The sequence below is a fragment of the Stenotrophomonas sp. YJH_SMC_6 genome (assembly GCF_059371335.1).
The window spans coordinates 13,111-35,477 of sequence record NZ_JCAFUM010000005.1; the positions used below are offsets into that span (position 1 = coordinate 13,111).

11 protein-coding genes are annotated in these 22,367 nt (G+C 68.4%); 4 read left to right on the top strand and 7 right to left on the bottom strand.

The window, feature by feature from the left end; translation table 11 throughout:
- Nucleotides 1–152: 152 nt before the first annotated feature.
- Nucleotides 153–7,334, bottom strand: a complete 7,182-nt coding sequence (locus tag AC5P9N_RS06635) for an ESPR-type extended signal peptide-containing protein (RefSeq protein WP_164212730.1) — start codon at nt 7,332–7,334, stop codon at nt 153–155.
- A gap of 439 nt (nt 7,335–7,773) precedes the next feature.
- On the bottom strand, nt 7,774–11,658 hold the full coding sequence (gene purL / locus AC5P9N_RS06640; RefSeq protein ID WP_180863374.1) for a phosphoribosylformylglycinamidine synthase: 3,885 nt from the start codon (nt 11,656–11,658) through the stop codon (nt 7,774–7,776).
- 835 nt (nt 11,659–12,493) lie between these two features.
- Here purL and AC5P9N_RS06645 point away from each other — a divergent pair.
- On the top strand, nt 12,494–14,593 hold the full coding sequence (locus AC5P9N_RS06645; protein ID WP_099484617.1) for a glycosyl hydrolase family 18 protein: 2,100 nt from the start codon (nt 12,494–12,496) through the stop codon (nt 14,591–14,593).
- Between the two features lie 58 nt (nt 14,594–14,651).
- On the opposite strand, the gene AC5P9N_RS06650 is transcribed toward AC5P9N_RS06645, so the two are convergent.
- Nucleotides 14,652–15,434: a DsbC family protein gene (locus AC5P9N_RS06650; protein ID WP_005408019.1), complete on the bottom strand. Its 783-nt coding sequence runs from the start codon at nt 15,432–15,434 to the stop codon at nt 14,652–14,654.
- Nucleotides 15,435–15,534: 100 nt separating this feature from the next.
- The gene (gene xerD / locus AC5P9N_RS06655; RefSeq protein ID WP_049418524.1) at nt 15,535–16,512 is read right to left on the bottom strand and encodes a site-specific tyrosine recombinase XerD; all 978 of its coding nucleotides are present in this window, start codon (nt 16,510–16,512) and stop codon (nt 15,535–15,537) included.
- Nucleotides 16,513–16,568: 56 nt separating this feature from the next.
- Between xerD and AC5P9N_RS06660 the strand changes: the two genes are divergently transcribed.
- Nucleotides 16,569–17,060 (top strand): RDD family protein, encoded by a 492-nt coding sequence (locus AC5P9N_RS06660; protein ID WP_099484615.1) that lies wholly within the window; start codon nt 16,569–16,571, stop codon nt 17,058–17,060.
- A gap of 92 nt (nt 17,061–17,152) precedes the next feature.
- Here AC5P9N_RS06660 and AC5P9N_RS06665 read toward each other — a convergent pair whose 3' ends face one another.
- The 3 genes from AC5P9N_RS06665 to lptF are packed head-to-tail and all read right to left on the bottom strand — an operon-like array spanning nt 17,153 to nt 20,266.
- The gene (locus tag AC5P9N_RS06665; RefSeq protein WP_005408016.1) at nt 17,153–18,025 is read right to left on the bottom strand and encodes a hypothetical protein; all 873 of its coding nucleotides are present in this window, start codon (nt 18,023–18,025) and stop codon (nt 17,153–17,155) included.
- A gap of 55 nt (nt 18,026–18,080) precedes the next feature.
- Nucleotides 18,081–19,187 (bottom strand): LPS export ABC transporter permease LptG, encoded by a 1,107-nt coding sequence (lptG, locus tag AC5P9N_RS06670; RefSeq protein ID WP_005408015.1) that lies wholly within the window; start codon nt 19,185–19,187, stop codon nt 18,081–18,083.
- A complete protein-coding gene (gene lptF / locus AC5P9N_RS06675) occupies nt 19,184–20,266 on the bottom strand; it encodes an LPS export ABC transporter permease LptF (RefSeq protein WP_012479104.1) in 1,083 nt (360 codons plus the stop codon). The genes lptG and lptF overlap by 4 nt, the downstream gene beginning before the upstream one ends.
- Before the next feature lie 104 nt (nt 20,267–20,370).
- Between lptF and AC5P9N_RS06680 the strand changes: the two genes are divergently transcribed.
- Entirely contained in the window at nt 20,371–21,849 is a 1,479-nt protein-coding gene (locus AC5P9N_RS06680; protein WP_049441231.1) for a leucyl aminopeptidase, read from the top strand.
- A gap of 82 nt (nt 21,850–21,931) precedes the next feature.
- Nucleotides 21,932–22,357: a DNA polymerase III subunit chi gene (locus tag AC5P9N_RS06685; RefSeq protein WP_005408012.1), complete on the top strand. Its 426-nt coding sequence runs from the start codon at nt 21,932–21,934 to the stop codon at nt 22,355–22,357.
- Nucleotides 22,358–22,367 lie beyond the last annotated feature (10 nt).

A 22,367-nucleotide genomic window follows, 5' to 3' on the forward strand; every position in this document is an offset into this window, starting at 1 on the left:
ATTCCTCTTCTGGGTCATGGATCGAACCAACACTGCGGCCATCATTCCTTGACGACTCCCGGCCGGCCCAGCCGGGATTGCCGTGACCTCCCCCCAGGCCCTCGTTGCAGGTGCTGCGCCGGCGTGGGTGGCCGCCGGCGCGATGGAGTGGCTTACCAGCCGAAGCCGGCACCGACGCCGACCGAGCTGTCGTCGCTGCTGAAGGCGCCGCCGAACGTCACCGTGGCGCGATCGCTGATCGCACGCTGGTAACCCAGCGACAGTGCCGATTCACCGCCCTGGAAGCCGATGCCGACGCCGACCCGGTTCTGGGTACGGATGCCGGCAGCACTGGTGGCCATGTTGAGCATCGCCGCGCTCATCGCGCCCTGGCGGTCGATGCGGCGATCCATGTGGCGCAGGCGTCCGTCGATCTCGCCCTTGAACACATCGAAGCTGTCGGCGACGGCCTGGACGCGGCTGTCGGTGTAGCTGTTGGCGGTAGCCATGCCACGATCGAGCTGGCCCTTGTTGACCGCATCGGTGGCGGTGGTACCGGCTGCCACGTTGGTGACCTGGCGTTCGTTGCCTTCGCTGCCCACCGAGACCGTGTTGGCACGATCAGCGACCGAGCCCTGGCCCAGCGCCACCGCGTTCGCAGCGGTGGCATTGGCCCCCTGGCCGATGGCGGTGGACGAGGCGCCGCTGGCCACTGCGCCGTCGCCCATGGCGACCGCGTTGAGGCCCGATGCCGGGGTGCCCACCGGGATGCCCGCGCCCGCCGCCGCAGCGGTCGGCGTGCCCTGCACGCGTGCGCTGCTGGCCGGTGCTGCATCGGCCGCCGCCGGTGCTTCGGCAACGCTGGCCAGTGCGCTTTCATCCAGGGAGGCACTCATTGCGCGCAGGCTGGCAGCACCTGCACGCGTGCCACCTGCAGTACGGCGGTCAATCTCACTGACCTTGCGGTCCAGCGCACCCAATGCATCGCCGACGTTGCTGTAGGTGGCGCCCTGGATCACATAGTTCGGTGCCACGAATACGCCCTGCATGCCGACGCTGGCACCGCCGCCGAGGAAGCTGGCGGCATCGCTGAGCGATTGGAACAGCTGGCCGCCATTGATCGCCTGGCGGCTGCCGGCGGCGATGCTGCCGGCACCGACATTGTCGATGGTGGTGCCCTGGAAGCCGGACAGGGTCAGGCGGTCACGACTGGCGTCGTCGTAGCCGACCGCACTGGCCGCCGTGGTCTCCACCGTGGCGATGCGTGAATCGAAATCGCCGACGCGGGTTTCCACTGCGCCCACGCGCTGATTGGTGACATTGAGCTGGGAACCGGTCACCGCGTCACTGCTGCCGGCAGCGATGCGGCCATCAGCCACGTTGACGATGCGGCGGGTGGCCGGGCCATCGGTGGGGTTGCCACTGCCCACCGACACAACATTGGCATCCAGCGCACGCGCTCCAGCACCGATTGCAACCGAGTTGACGCCGACCGCACCCGCACCGGCGCCAACGGCCAGTGCGCCGGAGGCAGACACCGTGGCATTGGCACCCAGCGCGATGCTGCGTGCGCCCGCCGCATTGGCCACCGAGCCCATCGCTACCGAATCGGTACCGATGGCGTTCGCGGTTCCCGTGCCATTGGCGCGGAAATATCGGTTGGTGGTGTTGGCGGTGAACGCAACGGCGTCCAGCTGCCCGCGATTCACTGCGTCATTGATTTCGGTACCGTTGGCGACATTGGTGACCTGCCGGTTGTTGACGGCACTGCCGACGGACACGGTATTGGCACGATCGGCCACCGAGCCTCCACCCAGTGCGACACTGCCGGCAGCCGAAGCGTTGGCACTGACACCCACCGCCGTGGCATTCAAACCGGTGGCCTTGCTGCCGTAACCGACCGCGGTACCCAGGCGGCCGCTGGCTTCGGCATAGCTGCCCAGCGCCGAAGCGCCATCGGCCGAGGCACTGGCGCGGAAACCACTGGCCTGCGACTGCGTGCCGGTAGCCGTGGCCTGCGCACCGTTGGCCGTGCTGTAGGGGCCCTTGGCCTGGGCCCCGGCGCCAGTGGCGCTGGCGCCGGTTTCACTGGCGCTGGCGCCGCTGCCTAGCGCAACGCTGTCGACACCACTGGCCTGCGCAGCATTGCCCAGTGCGGCAGCGTTGTTGCCGGTGGCCAGTGCATCGAAGCCAACCGCCGTGGCGTTGGTGGCCATGGCGTTGGCGCCGCTGCCCAGCGCGGTCGCGCCGTTGCCGATCGCATTGGCCGCATTGCCGGCCGCCAGCGCATTTTCGCCATCGACCAGTGCACCGGCCTCGCCATCGGCATTGCCGCTGGCCTGGAACTGCCGGCTGGTCTTGTCGGCGACACTGGCAACGGTGTCGAGCTGGCCCTTGTTCACCGCATCGGTGGCTTCGGTACCGGCTGCAACGTGGGTGACCTGGCGTTCGCTGCCGGCCTTGCCAACGGCCACCGTGTTGTCGCGGTCAGCCTTGGAACCGGCACCGAGCGCAACGCTGTTGCTGCCATTGGCGGTGGCATTGGCACCGAGCGCCGTGGCGTTGGTGCCTGCCGACCAGGCATTCCAGCCGATGGCGGTAGCGTAATCCTCGGTGGCCCATGCACCGGCACCGAATGCTGCCGCACCGGTGCCACTGGCGCGCGACGGAATCAGGCCGAAGAAGGTGCTGCCGCCGATCGCCACGCTTTCCGCACCGCTGGCTTCACTCGACTGACCCACCGCAACCGCGCCGGTACCCGCCGCCGCGGCCCCGAAGCCCACCGCCGTGGTGTTGGCGCCGCTGGCAGCCGAGCCGTAGCCGAGTGCGGTGCCGAGGCGACCGGTCGCTTCGGCATAGCCACCCACCGCTGTGGTGCCATCGGCGGAGGCCGCGCTGCGGAAGCCGCTGGCAAGGGACTGTGCGCCACTGGCGTTGGATTCAGTACCGTTGGCGGTGCTGTAGACACCGCTGGCCTGTGCACGCGCGCCCACTGCGCTTGTCCCCACTTCGCTGGCGCTGGCGCCGCTGCCCAGGGCCAGGCTGTCCTCGCCGGTGGCCTGTGCCGTGCTGCCCAGTGCCGCCGCGTTGTTGCCGGTCGCCAGCGCATCGATGCCGACTGCGGTGGCGTTGGCGGCCAGCGCATTGGCACCACTGCCCAACGCGGTAGCGCCGTTGCCGATGGCGTTGGCCGCATCACCGGCGGCCAGCGCATTGTCGCCCTCCACCAGCGCTCCGGTTTCACCATCGGCATTGCCGCTGGCCTGGAACTGCCTGCTGGTCTTTTCCGCGGCGGCGGCTACGGCATCGAGCTGGTTCTTGTTGACCGCATCGTTGCCCTGCGTGCCATCGGCCACGTTGGTGATCTGGCGGGTGTTGCCGCCGCCGCCCACCGACACGGTGTTGTCGCGGTCCGCAATCGAATCCGCACCGAGCGCCACGCTGTTGGCCGCGCGCGATTCCGCCGCATTGCCCAGTGCGGTGCTGTTGATGCCTCCCGACCAGGCGCCACCGCCCACCGCCGTGGAGTAGTTGCCCGAGGCTTCGGTGGCCAGCGTGCCGAACAGCGAACCACCAATGGCGACGCTGTTGGTGCCGGTGGCCAGGCTGCCCTGGCCGGTGGCGGTGCTGTAGGCGCCGGACGCCTGCGAATCGCCGCCCAGCGCCACGCTGTTGGAACCCGAGGCGTTGGCGAAGTTGCCAAAAGCGGTGGCATTGAAGGCCGAAGCCTGTGCATAGCCGCCGATGGCGGTGCTGTAACCACCGGTGGCTTCGGCACCGATACCGAACGCTGCCGCAGCCGTGCCGCTGGCCACGCTCTCGCTGCCGACCGCGGTGGCACCACTACCACTGGCGTTGCTGAAGTAGCCCACGGCTACGGCTTCTTCGCCGGAGGCTTCGGACAAGGCACCGCTGGCGGTGCTGCCTGCGCCGCTGGCGATGCTGGCCGAGCCGAACGCTGCACTCTGCTCACCGCTGGCTTCGCTTTCCGCACCCTGCGCGGTGGCGTATTCGCCGGTGGCCTGTGCATTGGCGCCTACGGCACTGGCATTGGCGGCGGTCGCCAGCGCGTTGAAGCCGATCGCCTGCGCGTTGCCGGCCAGCGCATTGGCACCGCTGCCAAGCGCGGTGGCGCCATTGCCGATGGCGTTGGCTGCATCACCTGCGGCCAGTGCGTTGTCGCCCTCCACCAGCGCACCCGCCACATCGTCGCCGTTGCCGCTGGCCTGGAAGAAGCGGCTGGTGGTTGCTGCGGTACTTGCCACCGCATCCAGCTGTGCCTTGTTCACCGCATCGGTGGCCTGGGTACCGGCGGCGACGTTGGTGACCTGGCGCTCGTTGCCGCTGCTGCCCACCGACACCGTGCGTGCGCGGTTGGCGACCGAGCCCGCGCCGAGTGCGACGGCGTTGCTGGCACTGGCATTGCTGCCCGCACCCAGCGCGATCACACTTTCGCCGCCGGCCACCGTGTTGGTGCCGATGGCGATGCTGTTGATGCTGTTGCCCAGTGCCTGGAAGCCCAGCGCCACGCTGTTGTCGCCATAGCCGAAGGCACCACGGCCGACTGCGGTGGCGCTGGTTCCGTTGGCCCAGCTGTTGTAACCGATCGACGTGGCGCCAGCGCCGCTGGCCCACGCCGCGTTGCCGAACGCCGAGGCATTGGTGGCGGTCGCCCACGCACCGGAACCAAAGGCGCTGGCGCCGCTGGCGGTGGCCCAGCTGTAGCCGCCCACCGCGGTACTGTCATCGCTGCTGGCAAACGCACTGTCACCCACCGCCACCGCATACGCGCCGGTGGCGCGCGACTTGCCGCCGGCGGCGAAGCTGTTGTCACCACTGGCCTTGGCCGCATTGCCGAAGGCGCTGCTGGCTGCACCGCTGGCCTGCGCAGCGCTACCGACTGCCGTGGCATCGGCCACGGCCGTGGTACCCACCTGCTGCGCCTTGCCATCTGCACCGATGATGGGTTGGTTGAACTCATCGTAGGCCTGGCCCAGGCCACCGATGGCGACACCGCCATTGCCGGTGGCCGTGCTGTTGCGGCCCACCGCCACGCTGTCATCGCCGATGGCCGACGCGGCCGCGCCATGTGCAACCGCGCCGGCACCGATCGCATTGCTCGACGAACCGGCCGCGATGGCACCCTCGCCTTCCGCCAGCGCACCGGCATCACTGCCAGCTTCAGGCTGGGCCTGGAAGAAGCGCGCGGTGCTGTCGGCGGTGCTGGCCACCGCATCCAGCTGCGCCTTGTTCACCGCATCGGTGGCTTCACTGCCGGCTGCAACGCTGGTGATCTGCCGCTCGTTGCCGGCACTGCCGACGGCCACGCTGTTGGCACGCACCGCTTCGGAGTTCGCGCCCAGCGCGACGCTGTTGGCGCCGCGTGCCGTAGCGTAGTAGCCCAGTGCGGTGCTCTGCGCACCACTGGCCCAGGTCTGCGCGCCAAGCGCGCTGGCGTTCTCGCCCGGCGCATAGGCGAAGTAGCCCACCGCAGTGGCTTCGGCGCCGGAGGCTTCGCTGAGGCTGCCGTTGGCCACGGCACGGTCGCCGCTGGCGATGGCGCCGGCACCCACCGCGGTCGCGGCTTCACCACTGGCCTGTGTCTGTACGAAGAAGCCCAGGCCGGGAATCAGGTCGGCCGGGCCACCAATGGCGACGCTGCTGGTGCCCGTGGCATTGCTCTGCGTACCCAATGCCGTGGAGTAATCACCGATGGCATTGGAGACCGCACCGAACGCCGACGCCTGCGCGCCGGACGCATAGGCCCCCACGCCATAGGACGACGCGGCAAAACCGCTGGCATCGGCACTGGCGCCGACGGCCGTGCCACCCACACCGGCACTGGTGGCGCCGGTGACCACCGGCACGCCACCACTGGTGATCAGCGGGTTGCCGTTGGCATCCACCGCAGCGCCACCGACGGCCACGCTGCCCGGTCCGTTGGCCTGCGCGTTGTTGCCGAATGCTGCGCTGTTCTGGCCCGAGGCCAGTGCGTTGTTGCCCACCGCAGTCGCGTTCTGCGCAACGGCAGTGGCACCGGCACCGACCGCCGTGGTGCCAGTGCCGATGGCATTGGCGGCCTCGCCTGCGGCCAGCGCGTCGTCACCTTCAGCCAGCGCACCGGCATCGCTGTTGCTGCTGCCGGTGGCCTGGAAGCGCTTGGCGGTGGCATCGGCCACTGCGGCAACATCCTTCAACTGGCCAACGTTGACCGCATCGGTATCTTCGGTGCCGGCGGCAACGCTGGTGATCTGGCGGGTCAGGCCATATCCGGCGGCACCGACGGACACGGTATCGACACGGTCAGCCAGCGAACCGGCGCCCAACGCCACGCTGCCGGTAGCGACCGCGGCCGAATTGGAGCCCAGCGCGGTGCTGTATTCACCGACGGCCGTGCTGAACGCACCGACTGCAATCGAGGCTTCGCTGGCAGCCGTGGCGCCGCGGCCCAATGCGGTACTGCCGGGGCCCATCGCTACGGCACCGCCACCGACGGCGGTCGCGCCATCGGCGGTGGCTTCGGACAGTGCACCCAGTGCCGTTGCTGCACCGTTTTCGCTGGCGGCGTACGCGCTGGCACCGACGGCGGTATCGCCAAGGCCGAACGCTGCTGCGCTTTGCCCGACCACCACGCTGGCATCGCCGATCGCCAGCGCGCCCTGCCCGAATGCGCTGGCGCCGATGCCTGCAGCAATGGCCTGGGTACCGATGGCAGTGGTGGCGTTGGCCAGCGACTGCGCACCGGCACCGGCGGCCAGTGCGCCCTCGCCCTCGATCTTCGCCGCGTCGCTGTCATCGCCTGCGCCGTCGGCCTTGAAGTACCGGTTGCCGTCGGCGGCCACGTCGGCCAGCGCGGCCTGCGTGGCGCGCGCCTGCGCGTCCAGCTGCGCCTTGTTCACGGCGTCGGTCGCCTGCGTGCCTGCGGCGACATTGGTGACCTGCCGTTCCTTGCCTGCATCGCCGACGGAGACGGTGTTGGCACGCGTGGCTTTGGAGCCGGCGCCCAGCGCCACGCTGTTGGCCGCACTGGCACTGCTGTTGCTGCCGATCGCCACCGCATTGCTGCCCTTGGCCGTGGCCGAGCCTTCGATCAGGCACTTTTCGAGCAGCTTGCCGCTGAATGCCACGCAGGTGGCGCTACCGCCGATCTGCACCGACTGTGCGGTGGCAGAGCCACTCATGCCCAATCCCAATACCAGGCCCAGTGCCACCGCCAGCAGTGCGGGCGTGGCCTGTGTCGCACCGCGGCGCTGGTCGACGACCCCACCGCTGCTGCTGTCGGAGGAAGCCAGTTCCGAGGCCACCACCAACTGACCCAATGCTTTGTTCCAGACCTTGCGATAAATCCGATTCATCGGTACGGCTCCTGATTGGACTGGTTTTGGGCAAAGCAACGCCACCGCTGGGCTTTCCGGCCCAACGTCCCCTGGGGGCGTTTATTCGCGTGATTTACTGCGGGGTATTGCCGAACGGCGCGCAGCGACAGAAAACCGAGCGCGTGCGCCAACCGGTTACTGCGAAATGAATGATTTTGAAACGGGGTTCAAGTGTTAACGGCAACTTTGCAGATCGTCAAGACTTTGACACGACAAATCCTAGTGCCGTGAAGCAGTTCACTCTTTTCCCTGTTTATGAAAGGATTTTGTTAGCGACGCGTGACGCAACCCTGTCGCCTGAAAATCCATGTAACTCGCGGGTGCATCAGGATTTTCACACGCGCAAAGAAAAAACCCGCCGATCAACGGCGGGTTTTTCCATACGCAACGGCATTGATGCCTGCGCGGTGTGGTGCGATCAGCCGCACCACACCCGCGCGTTGCGGAACATGCGCATCCACGGCGAATCACCCTGCCACTCCGCCGGGGCCCAGCTCATGTTGAGCGCGCGCGGGGTGCGTTCCGGGTGCGGCATCATGATGGTCACGCGGCCGTCGCTGCTGGTCAGGCCGGTGATGCCGTCCGGCGAACCGTTCGGATTCAGCGGGTACTGGCTGGCCACGTTGCCGTGGCCATCGATATAGCGCAGCGAAACACGGGCCGCGGCCTGGTCGACCGCGTTGTCGAACACCGCCTGGCCTTCGCCATGCGCCACTGCCACCTGCAGGCGCGAACCGGCCATGCCACGCAGCAGGATCGACGGAGATTCCACCACTTCCAGCAGCGCGGTACGGGCTTCGAACTGCTCGCTGGCATTGCGGCGGAACTGCGGCCAGTGTTCGGCACCGGGAATGATGTCCTTCAGCTGGCTCATCATCTGGCAGCCGTTGCACACGCCCAGGGCGAAGCTGTCCTCGCGCGCGAAGAACGCGGCGAAGGCATCACGCAGCGCGCTGCGCTCCAGGATCGAGGTGGCCCAGCCACGGCCAGCGCCAAGCACGTCGCCGTAACTGAAGCCGCCGCAGGCGACCAGGCCGGTGAAGTCCTGCAGGGCGACGCGGCCTTCGATCAGGTCGCTCATGTGCACATCGAAGGGCCGGAAGCCGGCACGTTCGAAGATGTTCGCCATTTCGATCTGGCCGTTGACGCCCTGCTCGCGCAGCACGGCCACGCGCGGACGCGCACCGGTGCTGATGAACGGGGCGGCCACGTCTTCATTGATGTCGAAGCTGAGCTTGGGCTTCAGGCCCGGTGCGTTGAAGGCACGGGCGATCTCACGCTCGGCGTCGGCGTTGGCCGGGTTGTCGCGGCGCTTCTGCATCGCGTGGGTGACCGACCACCATGCGTCGAACAGCGACTCCCAGCGCCATTCAGCCAGGTTCTCGCCAGCCAGCGACACGCGCACCACCGGTGCGGTGGTCGGCTTGGCGATGCGCTGCGCGCACTCGGTCAGTGCATGGCGCTCGACCAGGTCGGCGAACGCTGCGCGGTCTTCGCGTGCGATCTGCACCACCGCGCCCAGCTCTTCGTTGAACAGGCTGCGGAATGGATCGTCGCCCCAGGCATCGAGGGTGATGTCCAGCCCCAGGCGCGACGTGAAGGCCATTTCGCACAGCGCGGCGAAGGCACCGCCGTCGCTGCGGTCGTGGTAGGCCAGCAGCAGGCCGGCCTGGCGCGCATCGCGGATCAGCTCGAAGAAGCCACGCAGGCGCTGCGGGTCGTCCAGATCCGGGGCAGCGCCGGCGAACGCCGGCAGGTCACCGTGGTCGGCATGCACCTGGGCCAGGATGGAACCGCCCAGGCGCTGCTTGCCGGCGCCAAGGCCGATCAGCCACAGCTCGCTTTCCACGTCGCGGTCGAGCAGCGGGGTCAGCTGCTGGCGCACATCGGCGACCGGTGCGAACGCAGAGATCACCAGCGACACCGGCGACACGCTCTTGTGCGCTTGGCCCTGGTCGTGCCACTGCGCCTGCATCGACAGCGAGTCCTTGCCCACCGGAATGCTGATGTCCAGCTGCGGGCACAGTTCCATGCCCACGGCCTTCACCGCGTCGTACAGCAGCGCGTCCTCGCCCGGGTGGCCAGCAGCGGCCATCCAGTTCGCCGACAGCTTGATCTCATCCAGCGCATCGACCGGGGCCGCGCACAGGTTGGTCAGCGCTTCGCCCACCGCCATGCGTGCCGAAGCTGCCGCATCGAGCAGGGCCAGCGGGGTGCGCTCGCCAATCGACATCGCTTCACCGGCCACGCCGTCGAAGTCGGCCACGGTGATGGCCACATCGGCCACCGGCAGCTGCCACGGGCCGACCATCTGCTCGCGTGCGGTCAGGCCGCCGACGCTGCGGTCACCGATGGTGACCAGGAAGTTCTTCGAGGCCACCGTCGGGTGCGCCAGCACGCGCAGGCCCGCTTCCTGCAGATCAAGACCCGCGGTCTTCAGCGCCGGCCAGCGCGGTGCCGGCGGATGCGCGGTATCGCGGTGCATCTTCGGCGGCTTGCCGAACAGCACGTCCATCGGCAGGTCGATCGGCGCATCGGCCGGGGTGTGGCCCGGCACGGCACCGTAAGCCACCACCAGGTGTTCCTCGGCGGTGGCCACGCCGACCGCAGCGAACGGGCAGCGCTCGCGGGCGCACAGCGCGGCGAACTCGGCCAGGCGCTCCTGGGCGACGCCGAGCACGTAGCGTTCCTGCGATTCGTTGCACCACAACTGCATCGGCGACAGCGACGGATCATCGGTGGGCACCTTGCCCAGATCGATCACGCCACCGACCTTGGAGTCGTGCAGCAGCTCGGGGATGGCATTGGACAGGCCACCGGCACCGACGTCGTGGAAGAACTTGATCGGGTTGTTGCTGCCCATCGCCACGCAGCGGTCGATGACCTCCTGGCAGCGGCGTTCCATTTCCGGGTTGTCGCGCTGCACGCTGGCGAAGTCCAGGTCCTCGGCGCTTTCGCCGGAGGCCACCGAACTGGCGGCACCGCCACCCAGGCCGATCAGCATCGCCGGGCCACCGAGCACGATGACCGCATCACCCGCCTGCAGCTGGATCTTGTCGACCTGGATGCGGTCGATGGCGCCGAGGCCGCCGGCCAGCATGATCGGCTTGTCGTAGGCGCGCACCAGGTCGGCGCCTTCAGGCAGCTCGAAGCTGCGGAAGTAGCCGAGCAGGTTCGGGCGGCCGAACTCGTTGTTGAACGCGGCGCCGCCGAGCGGACCATCGGTCATGATTTCCAGCGCGGGCGCCATGCGCGGGTTCAGCGCGCGCGGCGCTTCCCACGGCTGCGGCAGCTCGGGAATGCGCAGGTGCGAGACCGAGAAACCGGTCAGGCCGGCCTTCGGCTTGCCGCCGCGGCCGGTCGCGCCTTCGTCGCGGATTTCACCACCGGCGCCGGTCGAGGCGCCCGGGAACGGTGCGATGGCGGTCGGATGGTTGTGGGTCTCCACCTTGATCTGGAACGCGCTGGGCACCTGTGGTTCACGACGGTACTCGCCGCTGGCCGGATCCGGGCGGTAGCGCGACGCCGGATGGCCTTCGATCACCGCGGCGTTGTCGCTGTACGCGCTGAGCGTGTGCTGCGGGGTCTGCTGGTGGGTGTTCTTGATCATCCGGAACAGCGAGCGGTCCTGCTCCTGGCCGTCGATGGTCCAGCTGGCATTGAAGATCTTGTGGCGGCAGTGCTCGGAATTGGCCTGCGCGAACATCATCAGTTCGACGTCCGACGGCGAGCGGCCCAGCGCGGTGAAGCGTTCGCGCAGGTAATCGATCTCGTCCTGGGCCATGGCCAGGCCGAGGCGCTCGTTGGCGGCCTCCAGCTGGTCCACCGGCACGCGTTCCAGTTCGCCGCGGGCGGGCGCCGAGAACAGCGCCTGGCCCTGCTGCACGGTCTCCAGCACTGACTGCGTCATCGGGTCGTGCAGTGCCTTGACCAGCGCCTGCTGCACGTCGGCATCGGCCGGCCAGCCCTGCACGTCGATGCGCAGGCCCCGCTCGACCCGGCTTACCGGCTGGCCGGCACCGCGCACCAGTTCGGTGGCCTTGCTCGACCACGGCGACAGCGTACCCAGGCGCGGCACCACGATGCGGCTGACCGCGCCGTCGGCCACGGCTTCTGCCTGCGGCGCAGCTTCGAGGATGCGGCACAGGGTGGCGAGGTCGGGAGCGGCGCTGCCTTCGGGCTGCACGAAGTAGACGTGCCAGGCACCGCTGATGCGCAGGGAGGGAGCGATGGACTGCAGGCGGGATTCAAGACGTTCGCGGCGGAACGGCGACAGGGCGGGCGCGCCCTCGAGGACCATCATGTCCGGGGAACCGTAGTTGGGAAACGGGCCCGACATTGTACCGGAAGCGGGGGAAGGGCTTTGGCCGGGCGGCGCCCGGCACCCGCCGAGGCCAGGGCAACGACAACGGCAACAGCAACTGCCAAAGCAAAAGCTGGGTTCCCGTGGGATGGCGGGGTGGGTCCGGTGGCGGGGGACGCCGTAAACCCGTCCCTGGGGGCTTGGCCGCGGCATCCATGCCGCGGACTGATCTGGCCGCCCGCCACCGGACCCACCCCGCCTCCGACAGATTTCCGCGATCTGCGGTAGATCCACGCCATGCGTGGACGCTCCCCGGTAGTGCCGGCCGCTGGCCGGCAACAAGGGAACGTCGGAAGTCAGGCATTTAAGAGCGCAGCGACCGGCTTCTGCTTTTGATTTTTTGTTCTGTCTTTCGTGGCTGACCGCGCAGGAACCTGTCCGTGGCCGGGCGGGTGGGCTGCGCAGGGGCGTGAGCCGCATGGATGCGGCGACCGAGCTTACATGGACGTACTTGCAGCGTCCCCTGCGCAGCCCACCCGCCCGGCCAACCCCCAGAAATCCGCTGTAAGCGACCCACCCCAGCCACGAGGGGCTCCGCCGATGGCCGCCGACCGCGCGCAGCGCCGCTCTCCATCCGAATCCCGGAACCATGCGCTTGCTCACGGATTGACCACGCGATTGATGACAACGTTGTCCCCACCTGGCGCCGGACTCTCTCCCCGGCCTCCCAGGTACCTCCGTCCGGCCCCACCCGTCGCCTTCCCGGGCGACGCCCGGACCTGCGTCACGCGCGGCGCCATCGGGGCCCGCGCGCCCTTTGATCGGAGACTTACCCATGTACGACCCGATTGTGCGCAGTGCCGAACGTGCGACCCGAATCTGTCGTCCCCGCCGCCTGGCCTGGCTGCTTGCCGTGGCCGCCGGTGCCGCTGCCCTGCCCGGCCTGGCGCAGGCCGCCAGCTGTGCCGGCGTGGCCCAGTGGGACCAGGCCAAGATCTACCGGGCCGGCGATACCCTGCAGAAAGGAGGCGTCCTCTATCGGGCGAACCAGGACATCTGGAACGCGCCGCCGGACCATCCGGCCGGTGCGCCCTACTACACCAACCTCGGTGCCTGCGATGGCAGCGGCGCCAACCAGCCGCCGGTGGTCAGCCTGACCTCGCCGGCCAACGGCGCCACCTTCAGCGCCGGCAGCACGGTCAACGTGACCGCTACCGCCAGTGATCCGGACGGCAGCGTCGCCAAGGTCGAGTTCTTCCGCGATGGCAGCACGCTGGGCGTGGCCACCAGTGCGCCGTATGCGGCCAGCTGGACCAATGCCAGCGCCGGCAGCCACACCCTGCGCGCGGTAGCCACCGACAACAACAACGCCACCAGCAGCACCGCGACCATCACCATCACCGTCAACGCCGCCGGTGGCGATACCACCGCACCGAGCGTGCCGGGCGGACTGGCGGTCGGCACACGTACCGCCAACAGCATCGCGCTCAGCTGGAGCCCGTCCACCGACAACACCGGTGGCAGCGGCGTGGCCGGCTATGACGTGTACCGCAATGGCAGCCTGGTCGGTTCACCATCCAGTGCCAGCTACGTCGATGGCGGCCTGACTGCATCGACCACTTACCGCTACCGTGTGCGTGCCCGCGACAACGCCGGCAACGCGTCCGCGCAGGGCACCGAGATCAGCGCCACCACGCTGGCCGGCGACGGCGGCACCACCGGCAAGCGGGTCATCGGCTACTTCACCCAGTGGGGCATCTACGGCCGCAACTACCGGGTCAAGAACATCGACAGCAGCGGTTCGGCCGCGCGCCTGACCCACATCAACTACGCCTTCGGCAACGTGCGCAACAACCGCTGCGAAGTGGGCGTCACCCAGCCGTCGGATCCGAACAGCGGTGCCGGTGGTGATGCCTTCGCCGACTACACCAAGGCTTTCAGTGCCGCCGAGAGTGTCAGTGGCAGCGCGGATACCTGGGACCAGCCGCTGCGCGGCAACTGGAACCAGCTCAAGCAGCTCAAGGCCAAGTACCCCGGCATGAAGGTGCTGATCTCGCTGGGTGGCTGGACCTGGTCGCGCGGCTTCTCCAGCGCGGCGCGCCCGGAAAACCGCCAGGCCTTCGTCGCCTCGTGCATCGATGCCTACATCAAGGGCAACCTGCCGGTAACCGACGGTGCCGGTGGTGCCGGTGCCGCGCTGGGCGTGTTCGACGGCATCGACATCGACTGGGAATACCCGGTGGCGTGCGGCATCGAATGCGGCAAGCCGGAAGACAACGCCAACTTCACCGCGCTGATGGCCGAGTTCCGCCGCCAGCTCGATGCAGTGCGTCCGGGCCTGCTGCTGACGGTGGCGGTGGGTGCCGGCATCGACAAGATCCGCGTCACCGACCCGGCCGCGTACCACCCGTACCTGGACTACATCAACGTGATGACCTACGACTTCCACGGCGCGTGGGATGCGAAGACCAATCACCAGTCGGCGCTGTTCGATTCGCCGAATGATCCGTCCACCGGCGACCAGAAGCTGTACAACAGCAACGACGCCATCGAGGCCTTCATCAGCCGTGGCGTGCCTGCCGCCAAGCTCAACCTGGGCATCGGCTACTACGGGCGTGGCTGGACCGGTGTGGCCAACGCCAACAACGGCCTGTACCAGACCGCGACCGGCGCTGCCCCGGCCACGTATGAAGCCGGCATCGAGGACTGGAAGGTGCTGAAGAACCTAGCGTGGCCGGGCTACACCGACAACACCGCCGGTGCCACCTGGATCTACAACGGCAGCACGCTGTGGAGCTTCGACACCCCGGCCAACATCACCCGCAAGATGGGTTACGTGAAGACCCAGGGCCTGGGCGGCGCGTTCGTCTGGGAGTTCAGTGGTGATGATGCGCAGGGCACGCTGACCAAGGCGGTCAGTGATGGCCTGAAGTAAGAAAAAAGCCGGGGATGCGACACGCATCCCCGGCTCTACAGGAAAAGGTCGGCGCCGATCAGCGCTTGGCCGACAGTTTTTCCAGCGCCGCGCGCAGCTGCGCCGGCGGCAGGTAGCCCCCCAGCTGGGTGCCGTCCGGCGCGAAGATCGCCGGCGTGCCGTTCACGCCCAGCTGCTGGCCCAGTGCGTACTGCATCGCCACCGGGTTGGTGCAGTTCTTTGCCGGCACGTTGCCACCGCGCTTGGCGTTGGTCAGTGCCTGGCGGCGATCGGCCGCACACCAGACCGAGATCATGTCGGTGTAGTCCTTGCTGCCGAGGCCCATGCGCGGGAATGCCAGATACTCGACGGAGATACCGTTGCGGTTGAGCTCGGCGATGTCCTGGTGCAGCTTGCGGCAATAGCCGCACTCGATGTCGGTGAACACGCTGATGGTGTACTTGGCATTCGGCGCGGCGAACACGATGCGGTCGCCATGGTTGGCCTTGGCCAGCAGATCGCGGCGGTAGCCGAGCAGGCCTTCGCTGTTGGCCGGGCCCTTGGCACGGGTGTCGTAAGGCTGCGACTGGAACAGGTAGCGACCGTCGTCGGACACGTACAGCAGCTGGCCGGAAACGACCACCTCGCGGAAGCCGGGGAACGGCGCGGCACCGATGTAGTCCACCTTGAAACCGGGGTTCAGGGCAGTCAACGCGGCGCGCACGGCCTGGTCGGCTGGCGCGTTGGCGGCCGGGCCGGGCTTGGCAGCAGCGGCAGGCGCCTTGGCGGCTGGCGGGGCCGGCTGGGCGCAGGCAGTCAGGCTGAGCGCACCGAACACGGCGGCGATGGCAAATCGGAGCATGGAGCAGTCCGCGACAGAAGAAGACCCCGGATTCTGACACAGCCACCGGCACCGGGCCGCGACGCCGCGTACCGCCCGGGGCCGGGGTTCAGGACACGGCTCAGCCGCGCGGATGATGCCGGGCGTGCAGTTTCTGCAGGTGCTCGCGCGCCACCAGGGTGTAGATCTGGGTGGTCGACAACGAGCTGTGGCCAAGCAGCATCTGCAGCGCGCGCAGGTCGGCACCGCGGTTGAGCAGATGGGTGGCGAAGCTGTGGCGCAGGCCGTGCGGGCTGATCCGCGCCGGGTCGATGCCGGCCACCTGCGCGTGGCGCTTGACCAGGTGCCAGAACGCCTGCCGGGTCAGCGCATGCAGCGTCGGCTCGACAAACAATGGGGTCTGCCCATCGGCCAGCGCCTGCACCTTGCCCTTGCCGACCAGCAGCGGGCGCGATGCCTGTAGATAGCGCTCCAGCCAGTGCTGCGATTCCTCACCCAGCGGCACCAGCCGTTCCTTGCTGCCCTTGCCGGTGACCCGCAGCACGCCCTGGCGCAGGTTGACCGCGGTGGCCGGCAGCAGCACCAGCTCGCTCACGCGCAGGCCGGCGGCGTACATCAACTCCAGCATGGCGCGGTCGCGCAGGCCCAGCGGGCTGTCGATATCCGGCGCTGCCAACAGCGCGTCGATCTGGCTTTCGGCCAGCGCCTTGGGCAGCAATCGTGGCAGCTTGGGCGGATCCAGCAGCGCGCTGGGGTCCTCGCCGCGTTCGCCACGGCGCACGCCATCGGCGAAGAACGCCCGCAGCGCCGACAGCAACCGCGCATTGCTGCGCGGCGACCAGCCATGACGGGTGCGCCAGGCCAGGTAGTCGAACAACCCCGGGCGCTCGATGCCGGCCAGGCCACCATCGCGCCCATCCATCCAGCGCGCCAGCCCTTCCAGGTCGCGCCGGTAGCTGTCGAGGGTGGCGCGGGCCAGGCCGTTCTCGGCCCAGATCGCATCGAGGAAGCGCTGGATGCGCACGCTGTCGTCGGCGCGCAGCTCGGGCAGTTGCTGCACCAGCTGGCGGCGTTCGGCGGGGGTGGAAACAAGGGCCATGCGTGCAGGATACGAGGGCCACTGCGGATGCGGCCAGCATTGCGTATGCTCGGCGCATGTCCCGCCCCGCCATTGATACGGCCCCTGCGGCCACTACCGAGCTGTCCCGCCCGCGTGCATTGCTGCTGTGGCGCGTGCTGGCGATGGTCTACGACGCGCTTCCGGTGCTGGCGCTGTGGATGTTGGCCGGCACCCTGTTCACCCTTGCCTACACCTTCAGCGGCCACGCCCAGCGCGAGAACATCGCACCGTTCAGCGCCTGGCAGTGGCTGCTGTGGGCGGTGTGCTGGCTGGTCACGGGGTGGTATGCCACGGCCAGCTGGCGCCGTGGTGGGCAGACGCTGGGCATGCGGCCGTGGCGCTTGAAGCTGGAATCGAGTGATGGCGCGCCCCTGCGACGCACGCAGCTTTGGCTGCGCTTCGTGGTGGGCACGCTGTCGCTGCTGCTGGGCGGCCTGGGATTCTGGTGGGCATGGGCTGACCGCCAGCGGCTGACCTGGCACGACCGCGCCAGCGGCACCCGCGTGGTGCGCATGCCCAAGCGCTGATGCGCATCCAGTAGCGTCGAGCCATCCTCGGCAGTTTCGCGATGCACTCGATAGCCGAGCATGGGCTCGGCTCTACACGATCAACGCAGCGATCAGCCGGCTGGCGCCGGGTCCGGCAGGATCACCGCCGGCTGCGTCCAGAGGTCGAAGAAGGCGGACGCAAACGCATTGGCCTGCACATCATCGGCCACCGGCGACTGTCCGCTCAACTGCGCACGGGTCTTTACGAAGTCCTGCCACAGCTTCAGGCTGGCCTTCTTCAGGCGCCTCTGCTCCCCCGCGTCGGTGGCCGCCAGATAGCGCGCATAGAGGTCGCGCATCGGTTTGCCCTGAGCCTCATAGGCCGCCGGGAGCGCCGGCAGTTGGGCCGGGGTGAATGCCACCGATGCCGCCGGCACCTGGTAGCCGCCCGGCCCGAAGGCCGCCTTCAGGTCTTCCCCGGCGTCCAGGTACTTGAAGAAGCCGGGCACGTTGTAGAGCTTGGTCCGGTAGTCGGACGAGGTATCCGGGCTGTTGGACACCACCGTATCGGGCAGCTCCCCCATCAGCCCAACGTCCCAACGACGCGGAATGAACATACCGGTCGCCTTCACGTAGGGGCCCTCGATCTCCACGTCGTTCAGTTCGATCTTCGACGCCAGGCCACCGGAGTTGGTCTTGCTGGTGACGTACTGCTCGGTGACGATCACGTACTCGGCCATGGCCGGGTTGATCAACCCACCGATCCCATCGGCGTAGACAACCATGCGTACGCTGCCGATCTTCTCGCTCTGCAGTCGGTACTGGCCCGGCTCCAGGACCAGGGGCATGGAGGTGTGCGGCGGCAGGGTATGCACTTGCTGGTCGACCGACAAGGTCAGCGGTGCATCGGTCGGGTTGTCGATCTCGAAGTCGACGGTGGACCGGCTGCAGCCGGCAGAAAGCAGCACGGCCGCGATGTACGGCAGAAAGCGTTGGAAGCTCATGTTCGTCCTTGAAGTGGAAACGGAAACAGCCGGGCCTTGCCCGGCTCCCTGGGAATCAACCCGACTTGCGTCGGAACAGCAATCCCGATATCGCCAGCATCACGATCGGCGGCAACGCATAGGCAATGCGGTAATCGAACTTCAACGCGCCGGCCATGCGGCCGAAGAACAGCTGCAGCAGCCAGAAGCCCAGCGCGAACAGGATGCCGAGGAACAGGCGCTTGCCCATGCCACCACTGCGCAGCGAGCCGAACGCGAACGGCACCGCCGCCAGGCACAGCGCCAGCACGTTCACCGGGTAGAACCAGCGGCTCCAGTACACATCCTCGTAGTCGCGCGCATCCAGACCGTTGCGCTCGCGGTATTCGATGCTGGTGCGCAGTTCGGCCACGCTGAGGTTGCGCGGCTTGGCGATGCCGGTGGCCAGCGCGCCAGCGTCCAGCTTGGAGTTCCACGGCTCGCGCGCCACTTCCTCGCGCGTGGCCGAACGTTCACCGAAGGTATCGCGGCGCACGCCGGTCAGCACCCAGCCGTCACGGTCATGCTCGGCCGTGTCCGCATGGGTCAGCGAGGCGATCCGACCATCCTCGGCGATGCGATACAGGCGCACGTCACGCAGGATCAACCGCGTGCCCTTGTCGCCCACCAGCTGCTCTTCGCCACCGGCGGCGCTGAGGAAGGTATCGCCCTCGCGCGCCCACAAACCGGAATAGCGGGTGGTGGAGATGTCCCGCCCCCATTTGGCACTGGACTTCAGCGCATCGGCACGGTCCTGGCCCCAGGGGCCCAGCGTCTCGGCGCTGAGCACCATCACTGCGGTAAGCAACGACAGGGCGATGGCCACCGATACGCTCAGGCGCTTGCGCGACAGGCCCAGCGCACGCAGCGCGGTCAGCTCGGAGGTCGCGGCCAGCTGGCCCAGGCCCATCAGTGCACCGATCACCGCAGCCGTGGGGAACATGGTGTAGGCACGGCGTGGCACCGTATACAGCACCCAGGCGGCCGCATGCCCCAGGGTGTAGCCGTTCTTGCCGATGTCCTTGAACTCGCCGGAAAACGCCATCACCACGTCCAGGCCCACCAGTACGGCCCAGGTCAGCAGCACCGTGGTGAACACCGACTGGCCGAGATACAGGTCGAAACGCATCGGACGCAGTCTCATGCGCGGGCTCCCTTCGGGCGGCCCAGGCGGCCATCACGTGCATACATCCAGATCGCCAGCGCCAGCAGCGGCAGGGTCAGCCACCACAGGCCAAGCGCAGGCGGAATCTTGCCGTTGGCGATCCAGCCACTGCCGATGAACATCAGGTTGGTGCCCACCATGTAGGCCATCAGCGCCAGCATCATCCGCCCGTAGCGCTGCTGGCGCGGCGAGCTGCGGCCCAGCGGCACGGTCAGCAGCGCAAACGCCAGTGCGATCAACGGCGGGGCAAGGCGGCGATGCAGCTGTGCCTGCGCCTCGGGCCGGTCATCGCCGAACAGCTGCGTGGTCGGCATCAGCTCCGGATCATCGCCGGTACGGGTCTGCGCACCGTCGGGCAGGGCCACATCGTTGCGGGCGAAGGTGGCCAGGCGGTAATCCAGCCCCCCGGCCACCGGTCCTTCCACCTGGTGGCCATCATCCAGCTCCAGGAAGCGCTGGCGGGCGCCTTCGAAGAACATGCGCCCCCCTGCGGCGGACACCACTTCCAGGCGATCGTCCTTCTGCCGTTGCAGGAAGACCCGGCCCAGCTGGGTACCATCGGGCGAGATCGAGGACAGGTAGACCACGCCACCATTGGGCAGCTGGGTGAAGCGGCCCGGCTCCAGGCCCGCCATCAGCACGCTTCGATTGGCCTCGATGATCATCTGCTCGGCCACCCGGCCGGCCCACGGGCCCAGCCACAAGGAGCAGGCGCCGACCAGCGCCACCACCGGCACCACCAGCATCAGCAGCGGCCGCAGCAGGCGCCTGGGGCCAACGCCAATGGCAGTGATGACGGCCATTTCCGAGTCGCGGTAGAGACGGGCCACCGCCAGCAGCAGGCCCAGCATCAACGCCAGCGGCAGGATCAGTGGCAGGTAGGCGATGAACTGCAGGCCCAGCTGGGAGAACAGCAGCTTGGCCGGCAGGCGCCCGTCGGCGATGTTGCCGAGGATGTCCACCAGCACGCCGCCCACGCTGACCACCAGCAGGACGATCAGGGTAGCCAGGAAACTCTGGACGAAATCGCCCAGCAGGTATCGGTCGAGCTTCAGCATGGGGCGGTGGTTTAAACTCTGGGGTTCGTTCGCGGTGCCGCCCAGTCTACTGTCTGGGCGTAAACGGCCTGCGATTGTACGGACTCGCCAATGGAATCTGCTCAATGGCCCTCGAATTCACCCTGAACCACGTTGCTCCGGCCGCCGCCGCCGTTGATTGCCTGGTGGTCGGCGCGTATGCCGACCATACCCTGACCCCCGCCGCACAGGCCCTGGACGCCGCCAGCGGCGGCCGCCTGACCTCGCTGGCCCAGCGCGGCGACCTGTCCGGCAAGACCGGCGCCACCACCCTGCTGCACGACCTGCCGGGCGTGTCCGCCCCGCGCGTGCTGGTGGTCGGTCTCGGTGACGCCGCCCGCTTCGGTGTGCCGCAGTACCTGAAGGCCGTTGGCGACGCCGTGCGCGCGCTGAAAGCGGGCGCTACCCGCAGCGCACTGTTCACCCTGTCCGAAGTGGCCATCAAGGACCGCGACGCGGCCTGGGCGATCCGCCAGGCGGTGATCGCCGCCGATCACGCTGCCTACCGCTACACCGCCACTCTGGGCAAGAAGAAGACCGACGACGCCGGCCTGGCCCAGCTGGCCATCGCCGGTGACGACGCCTTGGCCCTGGCCCAGGGCCAGGCCATCGCCGCCGGTGTCGAGTTCGCCCGCGAGCTGGGCAACCTACCGCCGAACTACTGCACCCCGGCCTACCTGGCCGAGGTGGGCGTGAAGTTCGCCGGTGAGCATGACGGTGCCGAGGCCGAGATTCTCGATGAGCACCAGATGGAAGCGCTGGGCATGGGCTCGCTGCTGGCCGTGGCCCGTGGTTCGGCCAACCGCCCGCGCCTGGTGGTGCTGAAGTGGACCGGCGGCGGCGACGCCAAGCCGTACGTGCTGGTCGGCAAGGGCATCACCTTCGATACCGGTGGCGTCAACCTGAAGACCCAGGGCGGCATCGAAGAGATGAAGTACGACATGTGCGGTGGCGCCAACGTCATCGGCACCTTCGTCGCCGCGGTCAAGGCCAAGCTGCCGCTGAACCTGGTGGTGGTGGTGCCGGCGGTGGAAAACGCCATCGACGGCAACGCCTACCGCCCGTCCGACGTGATCACCTCGATGTCGGGCAAGACCATCGAAGTGGGCAACACCGACGCCGAAGGCCGCCTGATCCTGTGCGATGCGCTGACCTATGCGCAGCGCTTCGAACCGGCCGCGCTGGTCGACGTCGCCACCCTGACCGGTGCCTGCATGGTCGCCCTGGGCCACCAGACCGCCGGCCTGATGAGCAAGCACGACGACCTGGCCAATGAACTGCTGGCCGCCGGCGAGCATGTGTTCGACCGCGCCTGGCGCCTGCCGTTGTGGGACGAGTACCAGCCGATGCTGGATTCGACCTTCGCCGACGTCTACAACATCGGCGGCCGCTGGGCCGGCGCGATCACCGCGGGCTGCTTCCTGTCGCGCTTCACCGAAGGCCAGCGCTGGGCCCATCTGGACATCGCCGGCGTGGCCAGCGATGAAGGCAAGCGTGGCATGGCCACCGGCCGCCCGGTCGGCCTGCTGAGCCAGTGGCTGCTGGACCAGGCCGCACGCGCCTGATGCCGTACCCGACCCTGGCCGGCCCCCGCTGGCCAGGGCCTCGCCCGGCACCGCCGGGCCCCTGCCTGACCCGGATCCTGCCATGCCCCGCGCCGACTTCTACCTGATCGCCAAGCCCCGCTTCCTGACCGAGCCGCTGCGCCTGGTCTGCGAACTGGCGCGCAAGGCCAACGACGCCGGGTTGTTCACCCTGGTGCTGGCCCGCGACCAGGCCCAGGCCGAGGAGCTGGACGAGCTGCTGTGGGCGTTCGACAACGATGCCTACATCCCGCACCAGATCGCCGGCGAAGACATGGACGAGGAAGAGGCCCTGGTGCTGATCGCCGTACCCGGCACCGACGCGCCGGCACGCCCGCTGGTGATCAACCTGCGCGATGAACCCTGGCTGGGCCAGTGCGAACGCGTGCTGGAAGTGGTCCCGGCCGATCCGGAAGCGCGCGAACCGCTGCGCGAACGCTGGCGCCAGTACAAGGCCGCCGGTTACGAGCTGAACAAGCACGACATGTAAGCGCGCCCCG